Below are 16,934 nucleotides of genomic sequence, written 5' to 3'. Positions count from 1 at the left end.
TTATCCCCTTTGCCGAGAACTTCACCGAACGCAAGCGAGGCCGCGGTATGATTCCGCGGGAAGCCTTTCTGGATGAGTCGGAGCGCGTCGAAGTAGGCGGCAGGCTGCTTGTCCGCTCCGGCTTCGAGGGAATGCTGGATGAGCCGCTGGTAATCATCGAACGTCGGCATTTTTTCGAACGTGCGCAGCTCCGAGCGGGCCGCCAGCATTTCCGCGAACGCTTCTCCGAGACCGAGCGCCCCGGCCGCGGCCAGGCGTCCGGCCATGCCGCCGGCCCCGCCTTCGGGGCCGTAAACACCGCGCAAAATCGTCTGCAGGATGCCTTTGATCTTGGCGGGCAGTTTGTCGATCTCGTCGCTGTTCAGATGCGAAGAGTGGCGGCCGCCGTAAACTTCGGGGACGGCTTCGGTATCCGAGCCGAGGCCGAGGGCCATAACTTCCGTGTGCGTGGAGCCGGTCATGCCGCGTTTGTCGCGCAGGTCTTTCAAGATGCGCTGGATGTCGTCCACCTGACCCATGCCGTCCGTGATGACGATGACGTAATGATGCTCGCCGCCGGCGCGCTCCGCGTCTTCGAGGGCCGCGGTCAGCGCCGGGCCTTCGTTGTTTCCTCCCGCATTGCCGATGGAATGGTGCATGTCCTCGACGATGTCCTGCGCCGTGCGCTTGTCATAGCGGTCCGGCACCGGCGGATGGCCGGAGCGCTGGTCCGTGGGGCGCGCGCTGAGCTGCTGGTTCTTGAAACGTTTGTGCAGGAAGGTATTGTCGCCGTAACCGCGGATGGCAAAATCGATGTCGAGTGATTTCAGCACCTCGGCAAGCAGCATGGCGCCCATCAAGGCGTAATAACCTTTTCCGGCCGCGTTGCTGCCGGCCTTGTGTCCGGGCTCATCCATGCCCGACATGCTGCCGCTCTCGTCCACGATCAGTGTGAATTTCACGTTCTTCTTGGTCGGCGGCATGCGGCGGTACCAGAAATTCATGTTCGTCGACGTTCCCATGATGAACTGGCGGAAGCGCTGCATGTCGAGCCGCTTGCCGCTCTTGAACCCGGATTGCTCGCGCGGGCGCGACGTGTTCTCGATGAGATCGCGGAGATAACCGGCAAGCTCGGTGATCATGCGCCCGAGGCGCTGCATCATCGCGTCGCGCGTGCTGAGCGGCCCGGCGGCCGTCTGCTGCTGCGCTTTCTTGAAATCCTCGGCATCGCCCTGCGTCCTGTCTTTGGCGTGCTCGCTCGCGTTTTCCACGGATTCCTCGACCGGGTTCTTGACTTCATCCGGCAGGGAATCCCAGATTTTTTTCCAGTCCTTGGAAGCCGGCTGGCCGGGCTGCTGTCCCGGCTGCGGCTGCCCGGGCTTTCCCGGCTGGGGCTTTCCGGGCTGCGGCTGGCCCGGCTGTCCTTCACTGGGCTCTCCTTCACCGGGTTCGCCTTCTCCCTGTTCGCCGGGTTCACCCTGTCCGGGCTGGCCCTGGCCTTTTCCTTTGCCCTTTTGCTGCGCGCTTTTGACGGCCCACTCATAAACCTTGGGCATGATGAATTCCTGGATCAGCATGCCCTGGTGGATGGCGCGCTCAAGGATCTGGCTTTCCTTCGGGTTCATGTTCACTTTGTGGCCGTATTCGTCGCGGGTGAGCGGGATCGCGGAAAAAACGCCCTGCGCATCGCCGCGGTCCGCGGCCGCGATCATGTCGTCGTGCTTGACGAAGCTGAGGTACCCCGCGCGCATCAGCTCTTCCATGTCCGCGCGCAGCTTCGGGTCCCGCCCTTCCATCGCCTTCAGAAATTTTTCCAGGATTTTATCGGAGCCCGGGTCCGCGCTCCGCTTGCCCAGCCACAGGAAGAAATTCGCGATGGCTTCCACGTAAGTGACTTCCTTCTCTTCCTCGACTTCCTGAGCCGGAGCACCGGCGGCGCCGGGCACCTGCTTCTTGACCTTGCGCTTGACGACCATGGACTCGACCATCTCGTCGTCGTCCTTGTACTTGCCGAAAACGATTTCGTTGTTGATCGCCTGCAAAGGCTCGTGCACGCCCTTATAAAGGTAGCGCGCCCAGATTTCGATACGCCCGTCTTCGAGGATGTTGAAAAACTGGCCGGCCAGGCTTTTCTGGCGGATGAAGTCGCCGAAGAGCGCGGTGTAGCGCGTGACGAGGCGGTGCATGGACTCGTGAGTGGCCACGCCGAGCAGCGCGTCCAGGCTCAGGGTTTCGAGCTCCTGGGAATTGTAAATCAGGGTATTGGTCGACGGCACGAAGGCCCAGTGATGCTCCCTGCCTTTGAAGTATTCGTCCGACGACATGATGTTCATTTTTCCGGGGCTGATGATCCGGAACTGTTCCTCGAAGATTTTTTTCTTCTGCTCGCGGCTCATGGATTGCCATTCCTTTTGAGAAGGCTTCGCCGGCCCCCGTTCATCGGCCGGCGTGTCGGGCGCGGCCGGCTCGGCCATGCGCACTTCGTTCACGACGGCGCCGGCGCGCTCCATGTTCACGCCGCGCGGGACAGGCAGGCGCGCGCCGTCGCCTCCCATAAAACCGACGACGCTTCCGGCCATCTCCTGCATGCGCCGCCGCGCCCAGTCGAATTCCAGTTCGAGAAAATCATTCGGGTCTTCTTCGGGAAGCCCTTTGGCAAGGAGGTCGGCGACGAGGCCGTGAATGCCGCCCAGCATCATGCGGTACTGCTCGCTCTTTTCGCGCTCGCTCCGCACCCACACTTCGCGGAAGCGGCTGCGCAGCGCGGGCGAGAGCGGGATGCGGCCCGTGTTCCGGCCCGTGCGGCCTTCGGTCGGGTTCATGGTCGCGAACAGGCGGAAATTTTCATGGATGTTGACCGGAACATTGCGCTCCTGGATCGTCATGGTGCCGCGGTCGAAATATTCGTTCAGCACTTCGATCACCGAGCTGTCGGCCATGTTCAGTTCTTCGAGCACGATCGCGTAACCTTCTTCCATGGCCCGGATCAGGATGCCCTTGCGGAATTCCAGCGTCCGCGTGTCCGGGTTGAGAACGAACGTGCCGATCAGCGATTCGATCGTGGCTGAGCCCAGCGCCACGGAGATGTAAGGCCAGTTGAGCTCGCGCGCTTCGTCGGCGATCATTTCCGTCTTGCCGCCTCCGGACTGCCCCACGTAAAGAACGGGCTGAGACTTATGGACGTAACGCACCGTGCCGTCCGTGTCCACGGTCCGGATGACACCGCCGTCGCGGAAGCCTTTGAGCAGCTGCGTGCGCACGAGGCTCTGCGATTTCAGCTCGACGAGCGGCTCGATGCGCTCGGCCTGCGTGTAGAAATGTTTGTCGAGGAGTTTCTTGAGGCGCTTCCCGCCTTCGGGCACGCCGTTCAAAAGCCGGCCGTATTCCTGGGCCGCGAGGCGGCGTATCACGTCTTTTCTCGAGCCTGCGGTCTGGGAAAGCTGCCGGTCCGCTTCGCGGAGGATGCGCTCCATGTCGCTCGCCGTCAGTTCGGGAAGCTTCCCGCCGTGCTCGTCGCGCAGCGCGCCGCTGCGGAAATCTTCGGCAAGCTCGAGATGAAGGCTCTGGAGCATCTGGTCCGCCGAGAGTTTTTTCACGCGCACGCCGTTCAGCTCGCGCCATTCCTCCTGGCCTTTGGCGACGGTCGCGACTTTGAACTCCCCGAGAATTTTGTCGGGATCGACCTCGAAGCCGGCCTTCTCCTTGAAAAGCACCGCAAGCGTGGCCAGGTTGTTTTTCCTCTTGTCGTTCATGGAGGTCGTCTGGGAAAGCAGGCCGGCATATTCGATCCACGCCTCGAACATGAGCTGGTCAAAAGCTTTTTTGCCTTTGTCGGCCGCGCGCCGCACTTTGAAATCGCGCACGACGCGTTCCAGGTTGCGCAGGGCAAAACGGTAAGTGTTATCCAGGTTGAACTCGTCGAAGCCCTGTTTGACTCTGTTGAGCGCCTCTTCCAGCTTGGACTTTTCTTCCGATTTTTTGCCAAGCTCCTGGATCTCTCCCTCCAGTTCGCTTATCCTTTCCGCATTTTTCTTGGCGGCGCGCCTGAGCCCGGTGAGTTCCTCTTCCAGCCGGGGCTTTTCTTTCAATTCATTTCCAAGCTTCAGGATGGCTTCCTCCAGCTGGCGTATCCTTTCCGCGTCTTTCATGCTGATGTCGCGGATCTCTTTTTGCAGGTCCACGAGCTTGCGGACTTCCTTGTCGTCGAGGCCTTCCTTGGACAGGTCGTATTTTTCCATCAGGATCTGGACCATTTCCTCCGGCTCGAGCTCGGGAATGTAGAGGATCTCAAAACGGTTCATGAACGCCTCGCTCATGCGCTTACGGCCCGAGTAAGTGGAAGGATTGCCGCTGGTGAAAAGCTGGAAGCCTTCGCCCGGATAAATCTTGCGGCCCTGATATTCGATGTAGCCCAGCGTGAGCAGCTGGTAGAGAATGCCGATGGCCTCTTCGTTGGCGAGGTTCACTTCGTCGAGCAGCACGACTTTGCCCGGGATGCCGAGGTCGCGGTCGCCCATGGCATCGAGGAAAATGCCTTTCTTGAACTGGAGGTCTACGCCCGCGACGCCGTTGATGAGCAGCACCCCCATGGCGCGCATGATTTCCACGTTCCTCGGATAGTGATGGACCTGCCCGCCTTCCAAAACGAATTCGCGCACGAACCGGCGCACGAGATCGTCATGGGAAATTTCGTCCATTTCCGGAATGGCGAGAAGCTTGCGCATCTGCTCGTCTCCGAGACGGAGCGCGCCAAGCGCGGACGTCATGCGCGTCATGGCGTCTTTGGTCAGCGCTTCGTTGACCACTTCGTACGCCTGCCCGGGCGTCAGGGTGACTTCCACGGGATGGTAGCTGCCGAGCAGGTCGAACTCGTCGGTGCGCTGGTTGGTCTGGATGCGGACCATCGGCTGCTTGAGGATCGAGGCCGCGAGCTCGACCAGCGTGGATTTGCCGCCGGACGTCTCGCCGAAAAGCATCATGGGATTGAACGTGCGGACCGCGGCCTGGCCGCCGATCTTGAGGCTGCGCTGCATGCCTTCGACGAGGTAACCCAGGTGCTCCATGGCCGACGGCGTCATGACGAAGCCGCGGTCTTTGAGCACCTTCTTTTCGACCTCGAAAATCTTGCGGCCGCTGCGCGTCACGACGTACTTGCCGCCTTCCGCCGTCCAGACGTATTCCGCTTTTTTCGTCACCGGCGTTTCGGCCGTGGCCGCCGCTATTTCGGCCGAGGCATTGGTCCATCCTGCAAGTTCATCCGGATTTTTCGTGATTTCCGGCCAGTGCTTTTCGAAGAAAAGATTCCACCGGGCGCGGTCGCCGTCGTTGTTGAGCCTGATGTAGAAAACCCGCTTCAAGGCAAAGCGCAGGGCTTCCTGCTCCGAGGTCCCGGCCTGGATGTCCTGGGCCATGAGGTCGATCACCTTGGCCACGTCGCGGAGGCTTGCGTAATACCCTTCGTTATTCTCTTCGCCGATCGTGCCCGTTTCCACGAGCTTCTGGTAGAACTGATAAGCCACGTAAATGCCCCGCACCGTTTCTTCGCTGACCGCGGTGGAGCGGTTGTTGAATTTCCGCCGGATGATGGCCTCGACCTCCGCGCGCGATTTTTCGTGCGGCACCCACACTTCCGAGAAGCGGCTGCGCAGCGCGGGCGAAAGTCCGGAGCGTCCCTGGCTGACGCCCGTCACGCCCTGCTCCGGATTCATGGTGGCGAACAGGCGGAAGTTCGGATGGATTTTGACTTTCTTGCCCGTCATCGGATTGGTGAACGTGCCTTCGTCGAAATATTCGTTCAGGATTTCCAAAAGGCCCGACGGCGCCATGTTGAGCTCTTCGAGCACGAGGATCGAGCCTTCTTCCATGGCCTGCACCAGGATGCCGAGCACGTAGCGGAAGATGCGCGTTTCCTGGTCCATGGCGTACGAGCCGACAAGGCTTTCCAGGACCGCGTTGCCGAGCGACACGGAACGGTAGCGCCATGCGAGGCGGCGCGCCAGGTCGCCGATGATTTCGGTTTTACCGCCGCCCGACTGGCCCACGAGAAGGACGGCATGCCGCTGGTCGAGCAGCCCGAGCGCCAGCGCATGGCGGATCAGGTTGGTGAGCGGGCCTTCTTCCAATTCTTCGATGACTTCCGCGTCCTTGGATCCTTCCGGTTCCGCCTTGTAATGCCGGCCTTCGACTTCGATGGCTTCGTAAGAACGCCGCGGAATCGTGAACCCGCCGATCTTGACGCCCGCGGCGCCGCCCGTGTCTTCGAAGGTCACCGGAACGTCGGGATTAAAAGAAGGAAACGCCGCGGCCGCGCCGAAAAGCTGCTTGAGAAGCGCGATCTCCGCGTCGGAACGGCCGAGGATGCCGAGGTATTCGAGGTAGGCCTGGCGCACCAGATGCTCGGACGCGGTCCCGGCCGCGCCCTGGCGCATCAGCTCTTCGGCGCTGCGCACCACGCGCTTGAGATTGCGGAGCGTGAAAAGATAACCCTGGGCCTGGTCGCCGCCCACGCCCGGGAATGCGCCGCCCTGGAGTTTCTTGTTGATCTCGATCTGAAGCTCGGCAAGTTTTTTGACCGTATCGGCGAGGCCCGCGTCGTCTTTGAAGCCGGGCTTTTCTTTGACTTCGCCCTTCACGATCTCCGCCATCTCGTCCGCGTCCATGTTTTCCACGAACAGCACTTCGAAGCGGTTCATGAGCGCCTCGCTCAGGCGGTTGCGTCCGGCATACGTGAAGGGATTCGCCGTCGCGATCAGCTTGAAGCCGGGCGCGGGATAGATGCGGTCGATCTTGTGCGTGTCCTTGTTGTAATACTCGACGTAGCCCTGAGTCAGGAACTGGTAGAGGAGCGCGAGGATTTCTTCGTTGGCCAGGTTGATTTCGTCGAGCACGACGGTGTCGCCGCGCCGCAGCGCCGAGAGCAGGCGCCCTTCGCGGAATTCCAGTTCCACGCTGATGAAGCTCGAATCCACCAGATGCGCCAGGACTTTCATCTGATGCTGCGCCCGCGCTTTCTCTTCCGCGTCTCCGGTCTCGCTGGTCGCCGCCGCGATGATCGCCTGGATGCGGCGCGCGGCCTCGGCGTCGAACTGCTCCTTGCGGCCCTGGATCTGTTCCAGCGCCTCGAAGGCCTTCAATTCTTCCGCGCTGATCGCGCCCGCCTTCCAGAGCTTGAACGCCTTCTTGATCTTGATCCATTCGCCGCGCTCCACCGCGTTCTGGACGATGCGGTACGCCCGGTCGAAATCCATTTTGATTTCGCGCGGCTCGAACGAGCCGAAAAGGTCCACTTCGTCGGTGCGCTCGTTGAACTGGATGCGCGTGTAGGCCTGCTGGAAAATCACGATCGACAGGTAACGCGCGATCGAGCTCTTGCCGCCCGCGGTCTCGCCGAGCAGGAACATGGGATTGAAACGCCCTTTGGACACTTCGTCCGGGAAAAGCGCCATGCCCTCGAGAAGCGCGAGCAGGTTGCGCTTGGTGCGCTGGCTTTCGATCAGGTTGGCCTCGCGGATTTCGCGCTCGAGCCGGTCGTGGACGCGGCGTTCCAGCGCCTCGGGAGCGAGCGTCTCGCCCGATTCGCGGATCTCGCGTTCCACGGTCTGGCGCAGTTTCGCCGCCACCGCGTCCATCCGGTAGCGGGCTACCAGCACGCCCGCGTCAAAGACCTTCAGCTCGCCGCCTTCATATTTATAGGAAAGGTCCCCGGTCTTGGGGATGCCGATGCCGCGTTCTCCCAGGATTTTGTCGACCTTCGCCAGGTCTTCGGCGTTCTGCATGCGCAGCCGGTAAATGCGGTGCACGGCGCGCTCGAACGCCTGAGTCTCGGGCATGCCGGTTTCCCGCATGGCGTAGGCCATGCCGCGGATGACGCGCTTCAAATCGCGCATGCTGGTGTAGAGCACGGGATCGGACGTGTTTTCGAAGGCCTTCTGATAATCGTAGAAAAGGTCGAGCAGCTTTTCCCTCGTGCCGCCTGAAACCTCGCCGATGCCGGCCTGGCCGAGAATGCCGTCCACGATCTTTCTCATTTCCTCCGGCGACTTCTGCGCCGGCACCCAGACTTCGCGGAAGCGGTTGCGCAGCGCGGGCGAGAGCGTGACGCGGCCCGCGTTCGTGCCGGTCTGCCCCTGGATCGGATTCATGGTGGCGAAAAGCCGGAAATTAGGATGCGGCGTGATCTTCTGGCGGGCCGGATCGGTTTCGTAAGGATTCGTGAACGTGCCTTCGTCGAAAAATTCGTTCAGGACTTCGAGGACGCCGGATTTCGCCATGTTCAGCTCTTCGAGCACCAGCACCCAGCCCTCGTTCATGGCGCGGACCAGGATACCCGGCCGGTACACGAATCTTTTCTCGATGCGGTCGTAATCCATGCTGCCGATCAGGCTCTCGAGCGTGGCGTCGCCGAGCGAGACGCTGACGTATTTCAGGCCCAGCTTCTGCGCCACGTCGCCGATGGCTTCCGTCTTGCCGCCGCCGGATTGGCCGATGAGCAGCGTCGGGATATTGCGGCGCAGCCCTTTCAGGACCTGCATCCAGACGTAGCGCGTCGAATCCACGTCCACGAGCTCCGGAAGGACGAGCCCGTCGGCGGGCGCGCTCCCGTGCGTGACCAGGCCGTCGAGCGCAATCGTCCGCGCCGCGGCATCGTACTTGTAAGCCGGCGCCTTGAACTCCTCGAGAATGATGTTGTCGAAGGCGTCCTGATACGACTCGCCGTTCTTGCGCGGCAGGAGCTCGCCGAGCATGGTGGAAAAAGTTCCGGCGATGGATTTGTAATCGGGGTCCTGCCACAGGCTGGCGGGATCGGGCGTCTCCCCTTTCGCGGCGATCTTGGCGTGGACCGGCGAACGCATGAGCACGCCCGCGTATTCCGCGTAAGACTCGCGGATCCAGGTCTTCAGGCTCACCGGCAGGCCTGCGGCCTTGCGTTCCCTGACGTCGCTGAAGATGCGTTCGAGGTTGCGGAGCGTGAAAACGTAATGCGCGTCTTCGCCCATGCGCGGAAAGCTTCCGGAATCGAGCATGCTCGAAAGCGTGATCTGTGTTTTGGCGATGAGCCGCAGGGCTTCCTGGGTAATGCCGTATTCCTGGGTGAGGATGGCGTCGACGCGCTCGTTCCAGGCCTGCCGCGTGTCCCCTTCTTTTTTCGCGAAGTCGTCTTCCTTGTATTTGCCGCCCGCGACGAGCGCGCGCTTCATCTGCTCCACGAGCACGTCACGCATTTCTTCGTCGGTCATCTCGTCCACGTACACGATCTCGAAGCGGTTCATGAACGCTTCGCTCATGCGCTTGCGGCTCGAATAGCTGGAGGGATTGGCCGTGGCCACGACGCGCGCGGGCCTGCCGTTCTCGGGCTCGATCACCTCTCCGTTGTATTCCAGGTATCCCAGCGTGAGAAGCTGGTACAGCACGCCCAGCATTTCTTCGTTGGCCAGGTTGACTTCGTCGAGCAGGATGAGATCGCCCTTGCGGTAGGCCTTGAGGAAGCGGCCCTCGACAAAGCGCAGTCCGATCTGATGGTCCATCATGTACGCGATGGATTTAATCTCGCGGATTTTTTCGGCATTGGCCTCCTGGCCCTGGCGGTAGGCGGCAAGCGCGGCCGTGCGCTCCTGTTCGCCGATGCCTGTCTGTTCCTGGATCTTGCGCTCGCCTTCTTCGTAAGCGAGAAGCCGGCGCGCCTCTTCGAGGTAACGCGTGATGCGGGTCTTGATGCGCTCGCGGATGGCCTGGCGCTTGGCCTCTTCCGCGGAAGCGCCTTTCCCCAGGATTTCCCGCCGTTCGTCCTCGGTGAAAAACTCGTTCCAGAAAACGCCTTCTTCCCCTTTTTTCATGCGGCTCAGCACTTTTTCCAGCGCGTTGAACTCATTGTTGCGCAGCGCTTCTTCCAGCCTCTTGATGGTCTGCTCGAGCGAGATCCTCACTTCGTAAGGCTGGAAAGAACCGAACAGGTCGAACTCGTCCGTGCGCTCGTTGATCTGGATGCGCGTGTAGCCGACGCCGAGAATCTGGGCCGCCAGGCGCGCCATCGTGCTCTTGCCGCCCGCGGTCGGCCCGAATTCCATGACCGGATTGAAGCGTTTGCCCTGCTCGACCTGCAGGCCGCTGAGAAGCGCCGACAGGTTCTTGCGCGTGGTCTCATTGAAGACGATCTTGGGGTCCACGTTTTCGAGCGGCTGGTCGAGCGGGATTTCGAGAATGAGTTTGGGCGGTTCTTCGGTCTGCGCGATCGGCCTCAGCTCGAATTCGCCCGGACTCACCTGCACGCGCTGGAACTTCTGTTCCTGCGGCTTGCGCTTCTCGAAGATCTTGATCGAACGGCTTCCGTTCTGGAAGCCCTGGATGTCGTAATCCATGTCGAAAAGCTCGTCTTCCTTGATCAGACGGTTGCGGGCCATGAGCTCGCGCACGAAGTCCCGGTCGGCGACGCTGAGGCGATTGTAATACCGGCGCTTGACCGCGGCGGCCACGGCTTCCTTGGCATCCATGCCCCGCGCAAAATTCTGCTGCACGATGGCCATGGTGCGCTTCAGGTCGCGCAGGCTGACGTAGTAAGTCTCGTTGTTGACCTTGCCGATGTCGCCGCTTGCCACCGCCTGTTCGAAATCCGCGTGAAAATTCACGACGCGCACGAAGTAACTGAACGCGCGCAGGAGCGTGTTCAGGTCGTCCAGGCTGGAGCCCGCCTGCTCGTTGTAGAGGCCGAACGCCTCTTCCACCAGCCCGCCCGTTCCTTCTTTGGCCACGCGCGCGATTTGCGCCAGGATCCCGAGGAGCCGGCCTTCCTCGGCGCTGCCTTCCTTGATGTTGTATTTGGCGCGCAGTTTGGTGAACGGGATTTCGAAGAAGCCCTTGGAGCCCGTGTAGCCGATGATGATGCCGAGCTGCTTGAAGCGCTCCACGTCGTTGTTGACGAGCTTCGCGTAATCGTCTTTCAGGAGGTTGGAGATGGATTCGCGGAAGTCCGTCTTCGTCGAGACCACGATGTCCGCGATGGCCGCCAGGATCTGCTCGCGGGTCGCGCCTTTCAGGCGGGCGGGCTGGGCCAGGACATCGAGCGTCTTTTCGAAGACCGCGAAGGTCGCCGCGTATTTCGGCGGCTGCGGGTTAAAGCCCAGGAGCAGGATCGTCACCAGGTGCTTCAGATTGACGGGATCCTTGCGGACCATGGCGGCCGCGATGGGATGGCTGTGCTCGAATCTTTCGGTCTCGATGCTGTTTTTCGCCGCTTTTTTCTTCGGGTCTTCGGCATTGGGGTACTGCTGGTCCAGATCTTTCAGCCGCTGCGGAAGTTTTTCGGTGTATTCCTTCAAGGCCTGGGTGTTTTCCGCCTGCAGGATTTTTTCGAGATCCCGGGCAAAAAACGTATTGCGGGAAGCCGCGGCGAAACTTTTGTACACCTTGTTGTAAAGCATGAGGGTGTCGCGCAGGGCCGTGATCCGCGGATGCGCGGGATTGTAATTGCGGCGCACGTTCTCCAGCCAGGCCTCGATGATCTGCATCAGCGGCTGGGCGGGATTCAGCTCGACCAGATAGCGCGTCAGCGCGTATTCGTCCCCGATGATGGAGTTGACGATGAATTCGATGACGGACATTTCCACGGAAGTCGGCGAGCTGCCGAAAAAGTCGTTGACCCGGACCAGCGCGAAAAAGCGCTGCACGCTCCGGCGCACGGTTTCGTCGGCCAGGTCGTTCAGGTCCACGACGGACAGGATTTTGAGGATGTTCTTCCGCTGCGTGGTTTTGTACGGGTCGATCTTGACTTCGTCGCTCGCGGCGAAAGCGGCAACGTCTTTGTCGCCGATCCACTGCATCGCCAAAAGGGAAGCCATCTGGGCGGCGAGCTGCGCGGCCTCGAGCTTGTTCCCGCTGCGGCTTTCGATCAAGTCCTGGAGTTCCGGGGTCTTGGTTTCCAGCGCCGCGTCTTCCGGTTTCAGGGCGAGATAGGCCCCGGCTTCGGCCGTGAGATTGAGCGCCGCCATCCGCGCGAGCACTTCCGTGCGCAGGGTGCCCAGCCGCGCCGGAAGATCGCTCGGCGTCGTGCGCAGTTCGGCGCGCGGTTCCTGTCCCGCGAGCCAGACGTCGTCCAGCGGCGCGGACGTCTCCTGGCCGGGCGCCGCTTCGTCGCGGGCATTGACGTCCCGCCAGATGCTGCCGGACACGAGCGCTTTGTTGAGCCCGCCGGCAAGGTCCGGGGCTTCCGACAAATCCTTTAAAACCTGTTCAACTCTTTTCAAGGTCGCAAGCGGTGCGTAAGGACTCCTGCTCTCCGTCTGGCCGAAGACGTTTTCGAGCGCCGTGACGGCCGCCTCTTGCGGCTCACGGCCCGCAAGGCGGAGCACCGTGATCGCCATCGCCTTTGCGGTGTCTTCACGCGCATCAAGCGAAGGCCCGCCGTTGCCGGCAAAATTCGGCATGATCGCGGCCGCCATTTCTAAGAGGTCTTTCAAATCACCGGCAGACACCTCTCTCGCGGCATGCGGCGTGAGAAATCCCAGGATCTCCGCGCGTCTGACGGCGGCTTGTGACCCCGCAGGTTCCTGCCTGTACAACGCGGCCAGTTCCCGGACAAAAGAAAGCTCGGTGGAGGGAAATTTTAAGCTGGCCGCTTTGAGCGCCGAGTAAACCGCGGTTTGGAATACCCTCGTGTCCCGGTCCTCGTATCCCTTAATTCCGAGGTAAAGCGCGGCAAGCCTGTCCCACATGTCTCGAGCGGCCGCGGGGTCCATCAAAGGAAGGGTGCGTTCGATCACGTTCACAAAGGTCCCCTGGGCCAGCGCGGCCTCCGGCAAAGGCGAGGCTGCCTGCTCGACCCAATCCAGGATACGCTTCGCAAAGGAAACCTGCTGGTCCACCGTCAGGCGGTGAATCGCGGCATCGCTCATGTGGGCAAAGGTCTGGAGGTTAAGATAGTCCGGCGCTCCTCTTTTTTCCAAACGCTCGAAAGCGTCGAACAGCCCTTCCGCAACTTCCAACTTTTCCGCTTCGCGTGCCCCTTTGATTTTTTCCGCAAAAGCCGACATGATCCTGCCGCGCAGGGTCACGGCAGCCGGATCATCGCTTTCCCGCAAAGCGGCAAGGACGGCATAAAGTTTCGGGTAGCTCTCGCCCATAAGTCCCTGCACGGTGGGCAGGGTGCGAAGCTCGACGCGGCGCGCTTCCGTTTCCCCGGCACTGAGCCACATGTCATCCGGCGCGGACGTTTCGTCCTGCGGTGCCGCGGCCTCGCGCGCGCCGGTATCGGCCGCTCCCCGAGCCGTCTTTTCCACTTTCAAAAGGCCCGTTCCGAAATCGGGCGCGGAGGACAAATCCGCCAGGACTTGGCGGAAAAGTCCGGCCTCCAGATCGTCCTCTCCAAGGACTTCCGCGAGACGTTCGATATTTTCATAAGAGGCCGGCTTGTCCGCCATGCGAAGCAGCGCGGCGGCCAGGGCTTCGCCGAAGACGGGCCGCCTTCTCCCGAGCTGGCCGGACAATTTCGAAATGAGCGGGACATCTTTCTCGATAAATTCCCTGAGCGCGTCTTTTTCAATTGCGCGCGCAACGTGAGAAAGAACCGCCGCGAGGATTCTTGCGTAAGGCACCGCGTCCTGCGAATCCGCCGGCAAATTTTTGAATCGTGCGAACAAAGCGCCGGTGTTCGCGGGAATTGTGTCTCCGGGCAAACGATACCCCGCCACGGTAAGCAGGTCGGCAAGCTCTTTCTTGTAGGCCAGCGCGTCGCCAGCGGGATTTTCCGGCGCTTTGAAATAGAGCGCCGCAAGCCGGTCCCACAACGCCGTCTTCTGGTCGTCCGGAACGCTGTCCAGCTCGTTGTGAAGAATATCCAAAACAGCGGCTTTGGCGAAAGCCGCTTCCGGCAATGCGGAATCTTCCCGTTCGACCCAGTCGATCATCGGCTGCAGGATCTGGAACCGTTGTTCGATGCGGACGCCGGAAAGCACGGTATGCGACATCCGCGCCGCGGTTTGGCGGTTGACAAAATCGGCCGCCGCATTTCCTTTCATGCTCAGAAAACGTTCGACCGCATACGCCGCCAGCGGCCCGGTTTCCTGTCCGTCGACTTTCTCGGCAAAAGCACCGAAGAGACTTTGCCGCTTCTCATACGAGGCACCGTCCATGCCGGTCACGGCGGCGAGCTGGTCGAAGAAACTTCCGTAATTCGCCTCGGCAGAGCGGAGTTCGTCGCGCCCGGCCTCGCTCACTGCCCAAATCTCTGAATCCGATGCACCGGTGTCTACGGCCTCCGGAGCGGCAGGTTTCTCCCGCTCGCTCGTGTCTGCGGCGCCCTTTTGGTAGCTGGCGAGTTTGCTGAGCGCGATGGCGGGAGTGGGGGCCGAGAGGACAAAGTTAAGAATCGCTTCCGGCTTTGCTGGGTTCTCAACCGGCTCGCGCGGATTCAATCCCATGAGCGTGAGAAGCGCCTCCGCCACTTCGTCATTGATGATGCCGGGCGCCAAACTTCTCAGGATTTCCGTCATCAGCGACTGCGCCGCGTTATACACGCGCTGGCTATCGATGTATTCCGGGCTCGACATTTTTTTAACCTTGGCGGCAAACGCCAGGGCCCGGACCGTGAACTCAGGATTTCTCTCTTCGTAGCGCAGCAGCCCGCCGACCAGCCGTAGAAATTCGCCGCGGGTGCCGGACGCCGACGTGTTGCTGCGATAGGTGTATGGCAGGGCCTTCTCCATCAACTGCATCAAGCGTTCCCTGCGCGGCGCATCGAGAATGTCCCCCATGAATCGGAAGACTTTCAGCAAGGCGGAGGCGAGCTGCTCACGCCCGTGGTCAAGCGCCAAGACTTTGCGATTAAGCGGATCTTTGATGGCCGGTAAATCTTTGAGAAAGGTTTCGTACTCGGCATAAATCGCTTCCCACAGGGAAGTCTTCAGCGCTTTTTCCTTTTCAAACCGCTGCGCGAGGCTTTCCACGAGCGAAACGGCCCTGAACCGTTCGTTGTCCGTCAATTTGTCGGAAACCGCGCCGGCCAGGAGATAAGGGACACCTTCATTCGCAAGCGCGGGATCGAGGCGTCCGAGAAGCGCGCGGTACTGTTCCGGACTTTGAAGCCAGCCTTTTTCCGGGTCCACGGCCGCTCCCGGACCGGGCAAGCCGGCCCGCTGCAGCGCGGCCAAGTGTTCCGGCGGCGTAAGCTCGATGATCAGATCGAGGGAATGGCGCAGAGCATTTCTCGTGTTGTCAGGGGCGACGGTTTTGGAATCGCTGTAGTAATACGGAGGCAGCGTGGGAAGCTGCTTCAGAATAAACGCGGTAAGCGCGAGGCGTTCGTCCTCGGAGTATTGCGGCACGCGCTTGGCCATTTTGGAAACGATATTCATGAGCGCGCGGTATCTTTCCTGGTCGGCCGCGGTCAGCTGGCGGTATTTGTCCCGGTCCCCCTTGTCGGCCTCGCGGTATTGCCGCATGAGCGCCGCGGCGGTTTCGTCCGCCGGGATTTCCGCAGAGCGCAATTCGCCCCGCTGTTCCGCCGCCGGACGAGCTTTGCCGGCCAGCCAAAGCTCATCATCAGAAGAGGTGCCCGTTTGCTCCGAGGCTTCACCCGGCTGCTCCCGTTGAGTGGAGGCCTGCTCTCCCTGGATAGAACCTTTCGCCTTTTCGATTCCGGTTTCAAGGTCAGCCGCTGAAGACAGAGCCGCCAGAACCTGGCGAACCGCTTGAGAACTGTATTTCTGGTCAAAAAGGTCCTGGACGCGCCGGACGTCCTGCTCGGAATCCACGGACTTGCCTGCCGCGCGCATCACCGCGATGGCGAGTCCCTTTTGAAATTCGATCTGATCACCCCATTTTCCTTCTCCCTCCTCCAGATCGAGCCCGCCAAAGTACATCAGGCCCTTCTCGATAAATTCCTGCAAATCGTTTTTTTCCACGGCGCGCGCGACCAGAGGCAAGGCAGACATTCCTTTTTCCAGGGTCTCCTCCAACGCGTACTTGAATTCGAGGGCCTTCTTACCGGCCGTTTCGGGGATGTTCAAGGAGAGCGCGGCAAGCCGGCCCCAGATTAATGCAATATCTTTGCTGTTGGTGCTGGGGAAGGTATCCGCGATCGCTCTCACGATCTCGGCTTTCACGGTGAACGCTTCGGGAATTCCTGATTTTTCTTTTTCCACCCAATCGAGCAGAGGTTTAATCTGGCGGAATTGCTGCCCCCTTTGAAGCCTCCCCACCCCCTCCTGGCGCTCCATCGCAAATCCCAGGTACATCACCGTGACTGCCGCTTCAAGATTCAGGAAATCGGCGCGCGTCTCCGGCGTCTTTTCGGCAATCTGTTCGGCCATGTATTCTCCAAGCCATCCGCTTTTCTCTTTTTCCAGCCTGCGGTCGATGGCATCCAGAATCCTTTCGCGGAGGCTCCGGGCTTTGGGACCTGCCCCCTTGATGGCGAAGAGCTTTTCGACCAGCCCGTCATAATCCAAAGACCTCAGCTCATTTCGCTCTTTCTCGGCGGGTGTCTGGCCGGCTGGAGCTTTGAAAGCGGTCGCGATGCGCCGGATGTCCTGCGGCGACGTGCCGCTCATCGCGCCCGCGAGCGCGCGCGTTGTCTCGTTGCCCGACATGATCTGGTCCACGGCTTGGCGGACAAGCGCGACCTGCTCGAGCTGCTGCGCGATCTGCAGCGGCGACAGGGCGCCTCCCAAGTGCCGGCGCAATTCTTCCGCCTTCCGCTGGACTTCCGCGTCGCTCAGTGTCACGGGCCCGAGAGCGGCGAGCCAGTTGTCGAGAGGTTCATGCTTGCGCACGAGCACGAGATCCGGCGCGAGCTGCGCGCGCGGGACCTGCTGCATCCGGTCGAGCATGGTCTGCACGCCCGGCGCGGTCACGCGTCCCGACTTCCACAACTCCTGCAGCCCTTCTTCGAAGGCCTTCAGTTTTTCTTCCGCATTGCTTTTCAGTTTCGCGAAGTACGCCGGCAGGAAGGCCTGCATCTCTCCGGC

Annotated in this window: 1 protein-coding gene; it reads right to left on the bottom strand. The window is 61.1% G+C overall.

The features are described 5' to 3' along the window. On the bottom strand, positions 1-16,934 hold a 16,934-nt coding region (locus VL688_06135; protein ID HTL47627.1), incomplete at both ends, for an AAA family ATPase.

This window comes from Verrucomicrobiia bacterium (assembly GCA_035495615.1).
Taxonomy (GTDB): Bacteria; Omnitrophota; Omnitrophia; order Omnitrophales; family Aquincolibacteriaceae; genus DATJFP01.
Note: the sequence above shows the minus strand (reverse complement) of the source record. Positions and strands in the feature narration are given on the sequence as shown.